This window comes from Ralstonia pickettii (genome assembly GCF_030582395.1).
In the GTDB taxonomy this organism is placed as follows: domain Bacteria; phylum Pseudomonadota; class Gammaproteobacteria; order Burkholderiales; family Burkholderiaceae; genus Ralstonia; species Ralstonia pickettii_D.
Window position 1 is genome coordinate 738,335 of record NZ_CP104382.1, and the last position, 14,126, is coordinate 752,460.

Genomic DNA, 14,126 nt, shown 5'->3' on the forward strand with positions numbered 1-14,126 from the left:
GTCAGGAGGCAGAACCCGCGTATGGCCGAACACGCGCCCACTCTTCCACGCACGCCCCCAACGGAAGCCTTGGTCACTGGCATGCTTGAGGCGGCAGCGTATCCGCACCCCGCTGCAGATCTTCAGATGATCGAAACCCATCTGTCGTGGGTCTTCCTTGCCGGAGAATATGCGTACAAGGTGCGCAAGCCGATCAAGCTGGACTTCGTCGATTTTTCAACGCTCCAGGCGCGGCGGATCGACTGCGAAGAGGAGTGCCGCCTCAACCGCCGCCTTGCGCCTGCGCTATACCTTGGCGTGGTGCCCATTTCGCAAGACACGGCCACGGGCGCCGTCCGCGTCAACGGGCAAGGTTCGCCTTGCGAGTACGCGGTCCGCATGCGCCGGTTTGCTCAACGAGATGTACTGAGCGCAATGGCGCATGAGGGGCGACTTGGTGCGGATGAGATCGACGCGCTGGCCGACCGGATCGCGGCGTTCCACGCAGCCACACCCGTCCGCACCCCCAGCTCGGACGATGGAACCTACGCGAGCATTCGGCGCACGCTTGCCGAATGCGCAGCGGGCACCACTGCCCTCAGTCCTGAGCCACATCTTGCGGCGGCCACGACATTGCTGCTTTGTCAGCACGCCGATCGCCTTGAAGCGACATTCGCGTCACGCCGGCGCAGCCGCCATATCCGCGAGTGCCACGGTGATCTGCACCTGGGCAACATCGTGCTGATGAATGGTCTGCCGACGCCGTTCGACTGTCTCGAATTCTCGCCGTCGCTTCGGTGGATCGACACCATGTACGACACCGCCTTCCTGTTCATGGATCTGCACGCCGCGGGGCTCCATGGGCTGGCATATCGGCTGCTCAACCGCTATCTTGAACGCTATGGTGACTATGCGGGGCTGGCGGTACTGCCGTTCTACGCATCGATGCGCGCACTTGTACGCGCCCGGGTGCATCTGGAACGCGCCCATCAGTTGGGCGAAGCCCCCGAGCTCGCTGCCAAGCTGCGCGGCGAGGCCCACCGCATGCTGGAGCTGTCCCAGGAATTGCTCCGCCGAAACGACGCTTGCCTTCTTCTGATGCATGGCCTGTCCGGTAGCGGAAAATCCACCCGTGCATGCCAGCTTGCAGAAGCAGAAGGAATGATCCGCGTGCGCTCCGATGTCGAGCGCCAGCGCGTCAGTCATGCCCCGGTTGACCGCTACTTGCCGCGTGCAATCGAACGAACCTATCGGCGTATGGCCGCCATCTGCAAGCTGGGTGCGACAGCAGGTTTTCCGATGATCGCCGATGCCACTTTCCTGTCCGAGCGGCAGCGCGACCGTTTCTTCGCACTGGGCCGGCGACTGGGCGTGGCGGTCGCCATCGCGGACTGCGTTGCCGACGTCGACACGTTGCGTATGCGTATCCGCCGGCGCATGCGGCGCGGGATCGACGCATCCGAGGCTGACTTGCACGTGCTGGAGGGCCAGATCGCCACACAACAGCCGCTCAACTCGGAAGAGCAGGCACATGTCGTCCCGAGCGAATTGCTGGATGTGGTGCGTTACATCAGAAGCAGAAAGCAATGATTTCGCCGTGGCCGGCCTAGGCAAGAAATTGTCGGAAAGCGGGCCACGGGAGCACTGAAGTTTCATGCGCGGCCACCAGTTTGCGCCATATCAACGCGCACAACGGCAGAGTGCCTACGCTGCTTATGGATACCCCATTCGGCGGCCCCGCCCCTCATACCCGCCAAGACCCCACCGGAGATCACCATGCAACAACCTGCTGATATGGCATGCAACCTGGCGTGCGCCGTCACGCGAGACATGAGCCGCACAGCCAGCTTCATGCTCGAGGCGCAAATCGACCTGGCCCATTTCCGCCTCAAGCTGGCCGAGGCTGCGCTGGAAGATGTGCGTGAACTCGAACATGAACTGAGTGGCACGCATGATTGGACATCGCTGGCCACTGCGCAAAGCCTGTTCATGAAGATGGAATCAAGCCACAGTGCGACCGCGCTCAAGACGTGGGCCGAGTTCACGAACAAGCTGCAGGCCGCCTATTTGCGTCGATTGACTGAGTGGACCCACCAGATGCAGCAACCGGAAGGGCTGACTTCTTCCTCTCAGTTGTTTGCGGCGTCCTCGGATTCACTCAAGGCGTTTTTCGACAGTTTCAACCTCATGGCCTTGCCAGACTCCGAGGCGAAGCAGAACGTACCGGCACGGCACGCAAGAACAAAGGCTGAACAGGCCGCCTGATCCATGCGCAAAGGAGCCAATCATGCGAGTTCAGGACGTCTATTCGCACCATGCAGTCCATATTCCGCTCTCGTGCACGCTGCAGGAAGCTGCGCAGCAGATGCGCAAGAAGCATGTCGGTGCGCTGGTGGTAACGGAAAACACCGCGTCGGGGCCCCGCGCTATTGGCGTCGTCACGGATCGCGACATGGTGCTTGACGCAGTCGCCGTTGGTGTGAATCCTTCCCAGACCTGTGTGGCCGATGTGATGAGCCGAGGCATCTTGAGCGTCCCGCTCGATGCAAGCTTGAGCGACGCGCTGCAGGACATGCTCGCGTCTGGCGTCCGGCGCGTCGGTGTGACATCGGACGGCGCGCTTGTGGGCGTGCTGTCTCTCGACGATGTGCTGGGTGCAATGGCAACCGAATGGAGCCTGATCGCCCGCCTCGTCCACAACGAACGGGAGCGCGAGACGACGGGCAGCGTGCAGCCCCCGCTGAGCGTGTGAGCCGGCTGCCACGCCACTTCGGAAGACTTCTCCCATGAATGCCGAGCCGCTCACTCTCAGCATGGACATCGTGGTCGACGAAGCCGTGCTGGAAGGCACGCTAACCTGCCCCGGCAACGCCACCGGTCTGGTGATCTTTGCGCATGGCAGCGGAAGTTCGCGCCTCAGCCCGCGCAACCGGTATGTTGCCGATCAGCTGCACGCGGCAGGCCTCGGCACGCTGCTATTTGATCTATTGAGCGCCGAAGAAGCGTCACACGCATCGTGCCGGTTCGACATCGGGCTTTTGGCGCAGCGGCTGCATGCCGCCACACACGCGGCAGGCAGCACCGCGCGTGAACGCGGGTTGCGGCTCGGCTACTTCGGTGCGAGCACAGGAGCCGCGGCTGCGATCCTGGCGGCCGCCGAACCGAACGAAGCCCACCCCATCGAAGCAGTCGTCAGCCGCGGCGGTCGCCCGGATCTTGCCGGCCAATCTGCGCTGATCAACCTCGCTTGCCCGACCCTGCTCATCGTCGGCGCTGCCGATCTAAACGTGCTCGAACTCAACCGGAAAGCGCTGAGCCTGATGCATTGCGAGAAGGCACTGGAGACGGTGCCTCGCGCAACGCACCTTTTTGAAGAGGCCGGTGCGCTGGAACATGTTGCCGAGCTGGCGCGCGCGTGGTTTGCCCGCCATCTGGGTGCCACCGCCCAACTCCACCGACATGCGAGGTAGCGCCGTGCGATTCAAAGATCGATTCGAAGCAGCGCGCATGCTGGCGCAGGCGCTGGAAACGTATCGGGGCAGGCACCCCTTGGTGTTGGCCATCCCGCGTGGCGCGGTTCCCATGGGCGCGCTCATCGCTAACGCACTCGGCGGTCAGCTCGATGTGGTGCTGGTGCGCAAGCTGGGTGCGCCGTTCAACCCCGAGCTGGCGGTCGGCTCTGTGGAAGAAGGCGGCTGGACGTACTTCGCACCCTACGCGGGGCGCATCGGCGCAGACGCAACATACCTTGAACAGGAAAGCGCCGAGCAGATGAACGTCATCCGCCGGCGCCGTGCGCTTTACACCCCAAACCGCGGCCCCTATGACGTAGAAGGACGCGTCGTGATCGTCGTTGACGATGGGCTGGCGACTGGGGCTTCCATGAAGGCGGCACTCCACGCCATTCGGCAGCGCCATCCACAGCGTCTCGTCTGCGCGGTGCCTGTGGCGGCACCGGACAGCCTGGACGAAATTCGCCCGCTGGCCGATGAAGTCGTCTGCCTCTATGCGCCCCAGGGGTTCCATGCCGTCGGCATGTACTACGCCGACTTTCCTCAGGTGGAGGATGCCGAGGTTCGTGCCGCGTTGGACGCTGCGCCCCACAGCGAACGCCAGGCTGGCTGACACTGCTGCAGCTGCGCCACGCTCGTGCTCAATCCAGACCGTACCTGCGCACGTACCACGCCTTCATCACGTAGGCGGACAGCCCATAGGCCAACACGATCGCGACCAGGCAGGGCCAGTAGGCTGCCGGCAGCGGTACAAAGCCGAACAGTGCTCCGGCCGGTGTCAATGGCATGGCAACGCCCACGCAGGCAATGGCGATGCTCGTCAGCACCAGCGCGTTGCTCGCCCGGCTTTGCACAAACGGCACCTTGGCCGTGCGGATGATATGGATGATGAGTGTCTGCGTAAGCAGTGATTCAACAAACCACCCCGACTGGAAGAGCGCAGGATTGGCCCACGTGTGGAACACGCCCAGCAGCAGCGCATACGTCGCGAAGTCAAACAACGAACTGACGGGCCCCATGTACAGCATGAACTTCAGGATGCTGCCAATTTCCCACCGTCGTGGCTTGACGAGGTAATCGTCGTCCACGTTGTCGGTCGGAATGGCGGTTTGCGAGAAGTCGTAGAGCAGATTGTTGAGCAGCACCTGCACAGGTGCCATCGGCAGAAAAGGCAAGAACAGGCTGGCGCCCAGCACGCTGAACATGTTGCCGAAGTTCGAGCTGGCGCCCATCTTGATGTACTTGACGATGTTGCCAAACACCTTGCGCCCTTCCGTCACGCCCTCGCCCAGCACGGCCAGGCTTTTCTCCAGCAGGATGATGTCGGCCGATTCCTTGGCAATATCGACCGCGCTGTCCACGGAGATGCCGACATCCGCGGCCTTGAGCGCCGGCCCATCGTTGATGCCGTCTCCCATGAAGCCGACAACGTGGCCCCTGCGGTGCAGCGCCTCGATAATCGCCGCCTTCTGCGCCGGGGACACCTTGGCAAAGATTGACGCACGCTCGGCCATGTCGGCCATCTCGTCGGGCGTCATCGTGGCCAATTCAGTGCCAAGCGCCACCGGCTCGGTAGCGAGGCCGACTTCGCGACAGATCTTGCGCGCAACGATGGCGTTGTCCCCGGTCAGGATCTTGACCGCCACGCCGCTGGCCTTCAATGCGGCAATGGCAGGTGCAGCCGTATCACGCGGTGGGTCGAGAAAGGCAATAAACCCCAGCAACGTCAACCCGGACTCGTCCGCTACGGCGTACTGGCTTTGCTCGCACGGCATCTCCTTGTAGGCGACAGCGACGGCCCGAAAGCCGTCGGCGTTCAGGCCTTCAGCCAGTTGCCGCGTATCTTGCAGTTGGGTTGCGCCGAGCAAGCCCGTGTTGTCACCGCTGACGTAACGTGTACTGACTGCCAGCACTTCTTCCACAGCGCCCTTGCAGATCAGCACGTGCGTTCCGTCGTCCCGCGCCAGCACCACCGACATGCGGCGCCGCTCGAAGTCAAACGGCAGCTCATCGATCTTCTGGAAACGGGCATGCACGTCCAGCCGCTGCTCCAGCTCCACGTGCTTGAGCACGGCCACGTCCAGCAGATTCTTCAGGCCCGACTGATAGAAACTGTTCAGAAACGCATACTCCAACACCTGGTCAGACTCTTCCCCACGCAAATCCAGGTGGTGCTTGAGGATGATGCGGTCTTGCGTCAGCGTGCCGGTCTTGTCGGTGCACAGCACATCCATCGCACCGAAATTCTGGATCGCGTTGAGCCGCTTGACGATGACCTTCTTGCGCGACATGGCAATCGCGCCCTTGGCCAGGTTGACCGTCACGATCATCGGCAGCATCTCGGGCGTCAGGCCAACGGCCACGGCCACCGCAAACAACAGCGCCTCGAACCAGTTGCCCTTGGTCAGGCCGTTGATGACGAAAACGGTGGGCGCCATTACCAGGATCAGCGTGAGCATCAGCCAGGTGAACCGCGTGATGCCGCGATCAAAGCTGGTCTGCACCCGTTGTGCGGCAATCAGGTTGGCCACATGGCCGAACGCCGTCCGGCGTCCGGTGGTCAGGACCACGCCCGTCGCGTAGCCGCTCACCACGGCGCTGCCCATGAAGCACATGTTCGACCGATCGAAATCTGCCGCAGCGTGGATGTTGGAGGCCTCCGCATGCTTCTCCTGCGGCATGGCCTCGCCGGTCAGGGCCGACTGGTTGACGAACACATCCTTGGCGCCGAGCAGTCTTAAGTCCGCCGGCACCATGTCGCCGGCGGACAGCTGGACGATATCGCCCGGCACCAGTTGCTCGATGGGGACTTCCTCGCTTGTCTCGGTGCCGTCTGGGGCGATGCGTCTGACTGTCGCCGTCGTATGCACCATGCGGCGCAGTGCCTCCGCCGCGCGGTTGGAGCGATGTTCCTGAAGGAAGCCCAGCACAACGCTCAATACCACCATGACGGCGATCAGCACAGCGGCCCGCACATCGCCCAGTATTGAAGAGATGCCCGCCAGTGAAATGAGCAGCAGATTCAGCGGATTGATCGAACGCCGAAACAGTTCGGCCAGCACACCTTCATGATGACCGTTGGCCACGCGGTTGAGCCCGTGTTCACGCAGGCGCTGCGCAGCATCCTCTTGAGTCAGCCCGCTCGTTCGGGTTCCAAGCCGCTCGAGCACATCGTCGGAGGCAAGCGTTGACCAGATCGAGAGATCGTCGACCGGCAACTGCGGTGACAACCCGGTGGGCAGCGTGTGCCAGCTTGGCTTGCCACGCATCGCTAGCCTCCTTGCGTGCAGGCGAGCGCATGGCGAGCCGCTACCCACTCTTCGTTAGTGGGTTCGACTGCAACCAGCACGCGACTCTGCGGGGCGGACACCACGGGCGCGTGTTCCGCGTTGGCCGCGGTGTCCGCCACTACGCCCAGATATGTCAGGGCCGCCATCACGCGTTCGCGAACGACCGCGTTGTGCTCGCCAATCCCTGCTGTGAACACCAGCATGTCCAACCCGCCCAGCACGGCAACAAGCGCACCGATCTCCCGAACGATGCGTCGGACATACAGCGCCAGTGCAAGACGGCACCGCTCATTCTGGTCTTCCAGCGGCAACAGCGCTCGCGGGTCGGCCGATACGCCCGACACGCCAAGCAACCCCGAGGCGTGATACAGGAGATGGCCAACCTGGTCGAGCGACAGCTTGTCCACCTCCATCAAATGCAAGACGACGCCAGGATCGACGGCGCCGCAGCGCGTACCCATCATCAACCCGTCCAGCGCGGAGAAGCCCATCGTCGTGGCCACGCTGGCCAGATCCTGCATCGCACAGAGGCTCGCGCCGCTGCCAAGATGGGCAACGATCGTGCGCCCCTTCGCCATGCAACCATGCCGAATCGGCAGCGCATGCGCCATGTATTCGTATGACAGGCCATGAAAGCCATAGCGCCGCAGTCCGCGTTCGCTCAACGCGTACGGCAGCGGCAGCATTCTTTCGACCTGTGGGATCGTGTGATGGAACGCCGTATCGAAGCACGCGACTTGCGGCACGTCGGGGTGCTCTTCGAGAAACGTGCCGATCGCCTCGAGGGCGAATGGCTGATGCAGCGGTGCAAGCGGTATGTAGCCCTGCAGCTCGGCAAGCACGGGCAGCGTCACGCGTGTGGGCGCAACGTATTTGCTCCCGCCGTGAACAACACGATGCGCGACCGCGGCCAGATGCCGTCCATCGATCCATTCGCGCGCACGCGTCCGAATCTCCAGCAACGCTGCGTGGTAGGGCTGCGCGGCATCCAGCGCCACGGCGGTAGGCACGCCCGCCTGCTCGCGGACGGTGGCGTGTCCGCTGCCGATCGCTAGGATCTCGCCTCGCCAGATCGCGGCATGGTGTGTGTCCAGCGTGTCTGCATCGAACAGGGCGAACTTGATGCTCGATGAACCGCAGTTGAGAACGAGGATGCATGCACTCATGGCGGCACCATCCGATAGCGGTGTGCCAGCAAGACCGCTACCGCACACGAGGCAAGCCGGGAGGCCCGCAGATCGGCTCGGCTCGTGAGCACAATTGGCACACGGGCACCCAGCACGATCCCGGCACTGATGGCGCCGCCCAGGTATTCGAGCTGCTTGGCCAGCATGTTGCCGCTCTCAAGGTCCGGCACCACAAGAATATCCGCTTGCCCTGCCACGGGCGAAACGATGCCCTTGATACGTGCGGCAGCGGCCGACACGGCATTGTCGAAAGCCAACGGACCATCCAGCACGGCACCGGTGATCTGCCCCCGGTCGGCCATCTTGCACAGCGCCGCGGCGTCCAGCGTGGCTGCCATACGCGGATTGACGGTCTCCACAGCCGCCAGGATCGCAACATGCGGGCACGTCACCCCGATGGTGTGTGCCAAGTCGATCGCATTGCGCAGGATATCTGCCTTGTCGTCCAAACTCGGGGCAATGTTGACGGCAGCGTCGGTCAGGATGAACGGGCGTGGATACGCAGGCGTTTGCATCAGAAAGCAATGGCTGACCCGGCGCTTGGTTCGCAACCCAGCATCTGTCCGCAGTACTGCCGACATCAACTCGTCCGTATGCAGGCTGCCTTTCATCAGCGCTTCAACTTCACCTTGCGCGGCCAACGCGACCGCGCGCGCTGCAGCAGCGTGACTGTGGGGCACGTCGTCAATCTCCACGTCGTTCAGCGTCAGGCCTGCCTCGGCTGCGACTGCCTCCAGCCGGCTGCGCGGCGCTACCAGCCGCGGCACGATCAGCCCGTCCGCACGTGCATCGAGCGCCGCCGACAAGCTGAGTGCATCGCACGGATGCACGACGGCTGTCCGTATCGGCCCCAGACTGCGCGCATAGGCAAGTAGCCGTTGAAGACCCGCTTCTCCGTCACCATCGCGCATGTCCGGCAGCGCATTGCGGGAAACTTCGACGCGCTCGGTGGGCACGATGACATCGGCCTCTCCGCTGATCGCGATGGCGCCATCGGTGTTGACGCATCTGCACGCGAGCTTTACACGATGCTGATTCACGTCTCGGCTCACCACGGACACGGATACCGCCAGCAAGTCGCCGACACGCACGGGGGCCAGGAACTGCAGCGTCTGGCCGACATGTTTGGCGCCTGGCCCCGGCAACTTGTTACCCAGCAACGCGCCAATCAACGCACTGCCGAGCATGTTGGGGACAACGGTATGCGCTACCGCGGCGCCCTCTGCCGGTACATCACGGGGTGGCGATTCCGTCTGCCCAGTCAGCATGGCAAAGAGCTGAACGTCTTCGGCCGTCAGCGTGCGTTCCATGCATGCCGCGTCGCCCACGGCAATCTCGTCGAAGGTGCGATTCCGGATGACGCCGAGCACGTCAGCCGCCGGCAGTGGCGTGTTCGCGATGCTCATGGTTGCCCCTTGCACGATGAGGTAAGACCGATGCAGCGGCGGGGAGTCCACTTTCTACCTCCCGCTGCGGCGCCGAGCCGAGCACTGCCAGCGCGTTCTGCCAGAAGCCGTGGATCGGTATCGTGGTGCCTGCAATGTGTGCCGCCTGCACAATGGCCTGCTGCCATTGCCGCATGGCCCGCTGTGTTTCGACAGTCACCGCCGTCTGACTGGTCAGCGCGGTACGGACACATCCCTCCAGTACCGTGACCCCATGCTGGTTGATGCGCCACCATGCGTTTGGCCACATGGCGGCAGCCGCCTGCCAGGTCGGCGCTTCAGACAGCTCTGCGCATGCGGCACGGACTTCATCGATATCGTCACCCAGCAGTTCCGTCCCCAAGGCGAGCCATCGCTGCCGTGCAGAAAGCACCGACTCCCACGACCGCCCCACCAATGTGAGCTGCGCCTTGTACAACGCAAGGGGCAGATCGAATTGTTCGTCCACGTAACCTCCTTCGGATTCACCGCTCCAGGACATAGGTACCGGGTGCATCGGCTAGCGCGGGATGCGCAAGCGTGCCAAGCGAGGGCGGCTTCGCGGCTTGGTCCCCCGCGCCATGTGCCACCAGCCATGCATGCCATGCTGGCCACCACGAACCGGGCTCATCTGTCGCGGTGCTCAACCAGACGTCCGGGGCGAGACTGCTGGCGCCGGCGTGGCGCGTTTTCATGTGGAAGTGACGGCGCGGATGCCCTGGCGGGCTCACGATGCCGGCGTTGTGCCCGCCACTGGTCAGCACGAATGTCAGTTCTGCGGGGCACAGGTGATGGAGCTTGTAGACCGAGCGCCAGGGCGCAACATGGTCGGTTTCTGTCCCGACCACAAACACGGGCAGCGTGATGTCCGCGAGCGAGACAGGCTTGCCCCTTACCGGATAACGTCCCTCGCTCAGATCATTGTTCAGAAACAGGCGACGCAAATATTCGCCGTGCATCCGGGCGGGCATGCGCGTGGTATCGGCGTTCCACGCCATCAAATCGTTCAGCGGTGCGCGGTCGCCCATCAGGTAGTCACCCACCATGCGGGACCACAGCAGGTCATACGAACGCAGCATCTGGAAGGCACCGGCCATCTGTCCCGCCGTCAGATAGCCGGTCTCGGTCATCTGCGCATCCAGCAGGCTGATCTGCGCCTCGTCAATGAAAAGGCCGAGTTCCCCCGGGTCGGCAAAATCCGTGTGCGCGGCAAACAGCGTCATCGATGCCAGCCGGTCGTCGTTATCGCGTGCCATCGCCGCTGCGGCCATTGAGAGGAGCGTCCCGCCCAGGCAATACCCGGTCGCGTGAACGCGCTGCCCGGGCACGGTGGCATTCACGACATCGAGGGCGGCCATGATGCCGAGTTCCAGGTAGTCATTCATCGCGAGGTCGCGGTCGGCTTCTCCTGGGTTCTTCCACGATATGCAGAACACCGTGTGACCGTGCTCGACCAGGTAGCGGATCAACGAATTGGCCGGCGATAAATCGAGGATGTAGTACTTCATGATCCAGGCCGGCACGATCAGGATGGGCTGCGCGTAGACCGCGGGCGTGGCGGGCGCATACTGAATCAACTCGATCAGCCGGTTGCGCAGGACAACCTTGCCAGGGGTGACGGCAACATCGCGACCCGGCACGAAGTCATTCGCTCCCGGTGGCGGTGCGTTGCTCAGATAGCGCTCGAAGTCCGCCAATGCGTGGAGGGCTCCGCGCACGAGATTGGCGCCATGCTGTTCGGCGGTCCGCTGCAGCACCACAGGATTGGTCATGAGCTGGTTGCCGGGAGATGCAATATCCAGCCACTGCCGGGCAGCAAACGCGACCAAGTCTTCATGATGGCGCGAAACACCCCACACGCCGCGGGTGGCCGCATCCCACCAGCGCTCCGTCAGCAGGAAGGACTGATGCAGCACGTTGAACGGCCACAGTTGCCATGCCTCCGCCGTGAAGCGTCGATCCTGTGTTGGGGGCTGTACGCAGCACTTCGCATGAATCGGCCCGCTGATGGCGCAGTCTTGCCCATAGTGGAAAAGCGCTTCGGCCTGCCAGAGAGCAAGCCGCACCAGCTCCAGGCGTTTGCCGGGTGAAATTGCAAGATGCAGCGCCCAGTCAAGCCATGCCAGCAGCATGGACACATGCGAGAGCGACATCGAAGCGCGAGCCATGGCAGCGTGCAGCGGGATGTCGATCTTGTCAGCAGCAGACGGAGACGGCACTGGCATGGTGCGCATAAGCGATCGCAAGGCGCGTGGATGTGCAAACCATTAGAGCGCAGTGCGCGCGGCCGGGGTTGATGCAACTCAACGGTCATCGTCATTCGTTGGACGGTCGAGCCTTTCGTTCCGCCGTAGCGGCAATGCGTCCGCCACGCGAGCCTCCGACCAACGGCTGATGAACTCTTCCCTGGACGGGGCGCCGCGCCTTTGATGTGTCGCAAGACCGCGCTGAGCGGTGCGGAGGAACGGCTACAACGTATCGTCGTCGGAAAACAGGCGATGACGTATCGCGTAGCGCACAAGGGCGGCTTCGCTGGAGAGCTGGAGTTTGTCCATCAACCGCATCTTGTAAGTGCTGATGGTCTTGGCGCTCACGCACAGGCTGGTGGCGATTTCAGTCAAAGGTTCGCCCCGCACCAGCCGGCGGTAGACCTCCATCTCGCGGTCGGACAGGCGCGTGTGCGCCGCCTCCTCACTGGGCTCGCCCAGGCTGTGCGCGAGCTTCTCTGCCATGGGTGGGCTGATGTACGTGCCGCCGGTCGCCACCTTCTGCAGCGCGGTCACCAGTTCGGTGGCGGCACTTTCCTTTGTCAGGTAACCGGCTGCGCCGGCACGAAAGGCGCGCGCCACGTACTGTTCTTCCGCGTGCATGGTCAGCACCAGCACGCGCACCCTCGGGTGATCATCATGCAGCTGGCGGAGCAGTTCCAGGCCGCTACGGCCCGGCATCGAAATATCCAGCACGACCACCTGCGGTTGATGGTCGCGCACGAGTTGCGCGACCTGCGTACCGTCGGAGGCTTCGCAGGCAACTTCGAAATTTCCCGCACGCTCCAGAATATGGCGCACGCCGTCGCGCATCACGGCATGATCGTCGGCGATCATCACGCGAATCATGTCCGGGCCTCCTCGGTAGCGTCGTGAACGGCGGGAAAGCGGACGCTCAAACGGAAGCCGCCGCCGGGTGCGTGCGTGGTCATTGCCTGGCCGCCCAGCAACCGGGCTCGCTCACGGATGCCCAGCAAGCCGAGCGGCTTGCGTTCGCCTGCCGCAGGCGGCGCCCCACTCCAGCCATGCCCGTTGTCTTGGATGGACAGCTCCAGCACGCCGTCCTGCTGCGAAAATTCGATCTCTACGCGCGTGGCATCGGCATGGCGCACGACATTGTTGAGTGCCTCCTGCACGATCCGGAAGACCGAGATGGCGGCGCGCTCATTCATTGCCACCTCTTGCGCATGCACGTTGACGACCAAACCGAAGCGTTGGCGAAAATTCTTGGCCATCCATTCGATAGACGGCACGAGCCCCAACTCGTCGAGCAACGGCGGTCGAAGATCTGCGGAAATCTGGCGTACGGCCGCGATCGTCTCGTCGATCACCCGTTGCATCGCCTGGGTCTGGTCGATCAGGTTCTGATCGCTGCGCGCGGCCCGCAAATCTGCTGCAAGCAGCGAAATGTCCATCTTGAGCGCGCTCAGGCGTTGACCCAGATCGTCGTGGAGTTCACGGGCGATGCGGTGCCGCTCCTCTTCCCGCGTCGCCAGCACGCTATCCGACAGATGCTGCAGTTCTTCCTGTGAGCGCCGCAGCGCGGCCTCGGCACGGACACGCTCTGTGGTGTCCCGCAGCATCACCGTGAAGAGCTTGCCGCCGTTCACCTCGATCTGTGAAATCGACGCTTCGATCGGGAATTCGCGCCCATCGGTATGCAGGGCAAACAGCGGGCGCTGCTTACCCATCTGGCGCTCCGATACGCCCGTCACGCCAAAGCGCCGCACATGGGCCTCGTGCGCGCCGCGAAACCGCTCGGGAATAAAGTCCGACAGCGGGCGGCCGATGGCATGGCGCGCGGGGCACCCGAACAGTGTTTCGGCCATGGGATTGAACAGCACGATGCGCTGGGCGTCATCCACCGAAATGATCGCTTCCATGGACGAGCGGATGATCCCGGCCAGCCGGGCTTCGCTTTTTTCGAGATAGGAGAGATCCCTGGCAACGGCGGCTCGCAACTTCCGCAGCCGCAACCAATAGAACGACAGTGCGACAACCGTACAAATGGTTGCCGAGGCCAGCAAGATAAAGGGGCCATCTTCGGCACGGATGGCAAACGCCAGGCGCACAACCGACGCGGTCAACAGCAAAACGGCAAGCACGCCCACCACCAGTTCGGCTGAGCTGGATTGCAACTGCAGCAGGCGCCTGTGCGTCGCCTTAGAGGATTGCGTGTCGTGCTCCGCCACCGAACACCACGAGAAGGTCGGTATGCATTCAACATAGCCGATTCCCAAGGCGGCAGATACTAGCCGTGTGAAGGAGGCTCCCCCCGAAAACCCTGCTGCCGCTGTCAGGGAACCCTGACAAGGGCATGGCGCATCCCGACGGCCATCTCAGCGCAGCCTGATTTCGCGCAAACGCCGCGCTTCCGATACTTGACCGTACGGGCACCGGGCCTCGATGGAAACCAGTGACCGGATACCCACCTCCTCATCGAGGATGTGTGGCTCAGAGACCACAG

General features: G+C 63.2%; 12 protein-coding genes. 5 read left to right on the top strand and 7 right to left on the bottom strand.

From position 1 onward, the window contains the following. Nucleotides 1–21: 21 nt before the first annotated feature. From N5B55_RS20050 to N5B55_RS20070, 5 genes are all read left to right on the top strand, one after another. Nucleotides 22–1,569, top strand: a complete 1,548-nt coding sequence (locus N5B55_RS20050) for a bifunctional aminoglycoside phosphotransferase/ATP-binding protein (RefSeq protein WP_369812454.1) — start codon at nucleotides 22–24, stop codon at nucleotides 1,567–1,569. Nucleotides 1,570–1,755: 186 nt separating this feature from the next. After that, nucleotides 1,756–2,244 carry a hypothetical protein gene (locus tag N5B55_RS20055; protein WP_154205898.1) on the top strand — a complete coding sequence of 163 codons (489 nt, stop codon included), beginning with the start codon at nucleotides 1,756–1,758 and terminating at the stop codon, nucleotides 2,242–2,244. Nucleotides 2,245–2,266: 22 nt separating this feature from the next. Continuing rightward, a complete protein-coding gene (locus tag N5B55_RS20060; RefSeq protein WP_065855255.1) occupies nucleotides 2,267–2,731 on the top strand; it encodes a CBS domain-containing protein in 465 nt (154 codons plus the stop codon). 34 nt (nucleotides 2,732–2,765) lie between these two features. Then, nucleotides 2,766–3,449: a dienelactone hydrolase family protein gene (locus N5B55_RS20065; protein ID WP_065855257.1), complete on the top strand. Its 684-nt coding sequence runs from the start codon at nucleotides 2,766–2,768 to the stop codon at nucleotides 3,447–3,449. A gap of 4 nt (nucleotides 3,450–3,453) precedes the next feature. Next, entirely contained in the window at nucleotides 3,454–4,104 is a 651-nt protein-coding gene (locus N5B55_RS20070) for a phosphoribosyltransferase (protein WP_065855259.1), read from the top strand. Nucleotides 4,105–4,132: 28 nt separating this feature from the next. Here N5B55_RS20070 and mgtA read toward each other — a convergent pair whose 3' ends face one another. The 7 genes from mgtA to N5B55_RS20105 all read right to left on the bottom strand — a co-directional run bounded on the left by mgtA (nucleotide 4,133) and on the right by N5B55_RS20105 (nucleotide 13,893). Continuing rightward, nucleotides 4,133–6,760 (bottom strand): magnesium-translocating P-type ATPase, encoded by a 2,628-nt coding sequence (gene mgtA / locus N5B55_RS20075; protein ID WP_304541631.1) that lies wholly within the window; start codon nucleotides 6,758–6,760, stop codon nucleotides 4,133–4,135. 2 nt (nucleotides 6,761–6,762) lie between these two features. After that, on the bottom strand, nucleotides 6,763–7,947 hold the full coding sequence (locus N5B55_RS20080) for an acetate/propionate family kinase (protein WP_304541634.1): 1,185 nt from the start codon (nucleotides 7,945–7,947) through the stop codon (nucleotides 6,763–6,765). After that, a complete protein-coding gene (locus N5B55_RS20085; RefSeq protein ID WP_304541638.1) occupies nucleotides 7,944–9,374 on the bottom strand; it encodes a bifunctional enoyl-CoA hydratase/phosphate acetyltransferase in 1,431 nt (476 codons plus the stop codon). Before N5B55_RS20085 ends, N5B55_RS20080 begins: the two co-directional genes overlap by 4 nt. Further along, nucleotides 9,340–9,861 (bottom strand): hypothetical protein, encoded by a 522-nt coding sequence (locus N5B55_RS20090; RefSeq protein ID WP_304541647.1) that lies wholly within the window; start codon nucleotides 9,859–9,861, stop codon nucleotides 9,340–9,342. Before N5B55_RS20090 ends, N5B55_RS20085 begins: the two co-directional genes overlap by 35 nt. Before the next feature lie 16 nt (nucleotides 9,862–9,877). Next, nucleotides 9,878–11,626, bottom strand: a complete 1,749-nt coding sequence (locus N5B55_RS20095) for an alpha/beta fold hydrolase (protein WP_304541653.1) — start codon at nucleotides 11,624–11,626, stop codon at nucleotides 9,878–9,880. A gap of 234 nt (nucleotides 11,627–11,860) precedes the next feature. Next, the gene (locus tag N5B55_RS20100) at nucleotides 11,861–12,508 is read right to left on the bottom strand and encodes a response regulator (RefSeq protein WP_304541655.1); all 648 of its coding nucleotides are present in this window, start codon (nucleotides 12,506–12,508) and stop codon (nucleotides 11,861–11,863) included. Beyond that, nucleotides 12,505–13,893, bottom strand: coding sequence for a PAS domain-containing sensor histidine kinase (locus N5B55_RS20105; RefSeq protein WP_304541745.1), 1,389 nt, complete (start codon nucleotides 13,891–13,893; stop codon nucleotides 12,505–12,507). Before N5B55_RS20105 ends, N5B55_RS20100 begins: the two co-directional genes overlap by 4 nt. Between the last annotated feature and the right edge of the window lie 233 nt (nucleotides 13,894–14,126).

Coding starts and splice junctions, on each gene's coding strand:
- N5B55_RS20050 (WP_369812454.1), top strand. CDS start 22: ATGGCCGAACACGCGCCCACTCTTCCACGCACGCCCCCAACGGAAGCC.
- N5B55_RS20085 (WP_304541638.1), bottom strand. CDS start 9,374: ATGAGCATCGCGAACACGCCACTGCCGGCGGCTGACGTGCTCGGCGTC.
- mgtA (WP_304541631.1), bottom strand. CDS start 6,760: ATGCGTGGCAAGCCAAGCTGGCACACGCTGCCCACCGGGTTGTCACCG.
- N5B55_RS20065 (WP_065855257.1), top strand. CDS start 2,766: ATGAATGCCGAGCCGCTCACTCTCAGCATGGACATCGTGGTCGACGAA.
- N5B55_RS20095 (WP_304541653.1), bottom strand. CDS start 11,626: ATGCGCACCATGCCAGTGCCGTCTCCGTCTGCTGCTGACAAGATCGAC.
- N5B55_RS20100 (WP_304541655.1), bottom strand. CDS start 12,508: ATGATTCGCGTGATGATCGCCGACGATCATGCCGTGATGCGCGACGGC.
- N5B55_RS20080 (WP_304541634.1), bottom strand. CDS start 7,947: ATGAGTGCATGCATCCTCGTTCTCAACTGCGGTTCATCGAGCATCAAG.
- N5B55_RS20055 (WP_154205898.1), top strand. CDS start 1,756: ATGCAACAACCTGCTGATATGGCATGCAACCTGGCGTGCGCCGTCACG.
- N5B55_RS20060 (WP_065855255.1), top strand. CDS start 2,267: ATGCGAGTTCAGGACGTCTATTCGCACCATGCAGTCCATATTCCGCTC.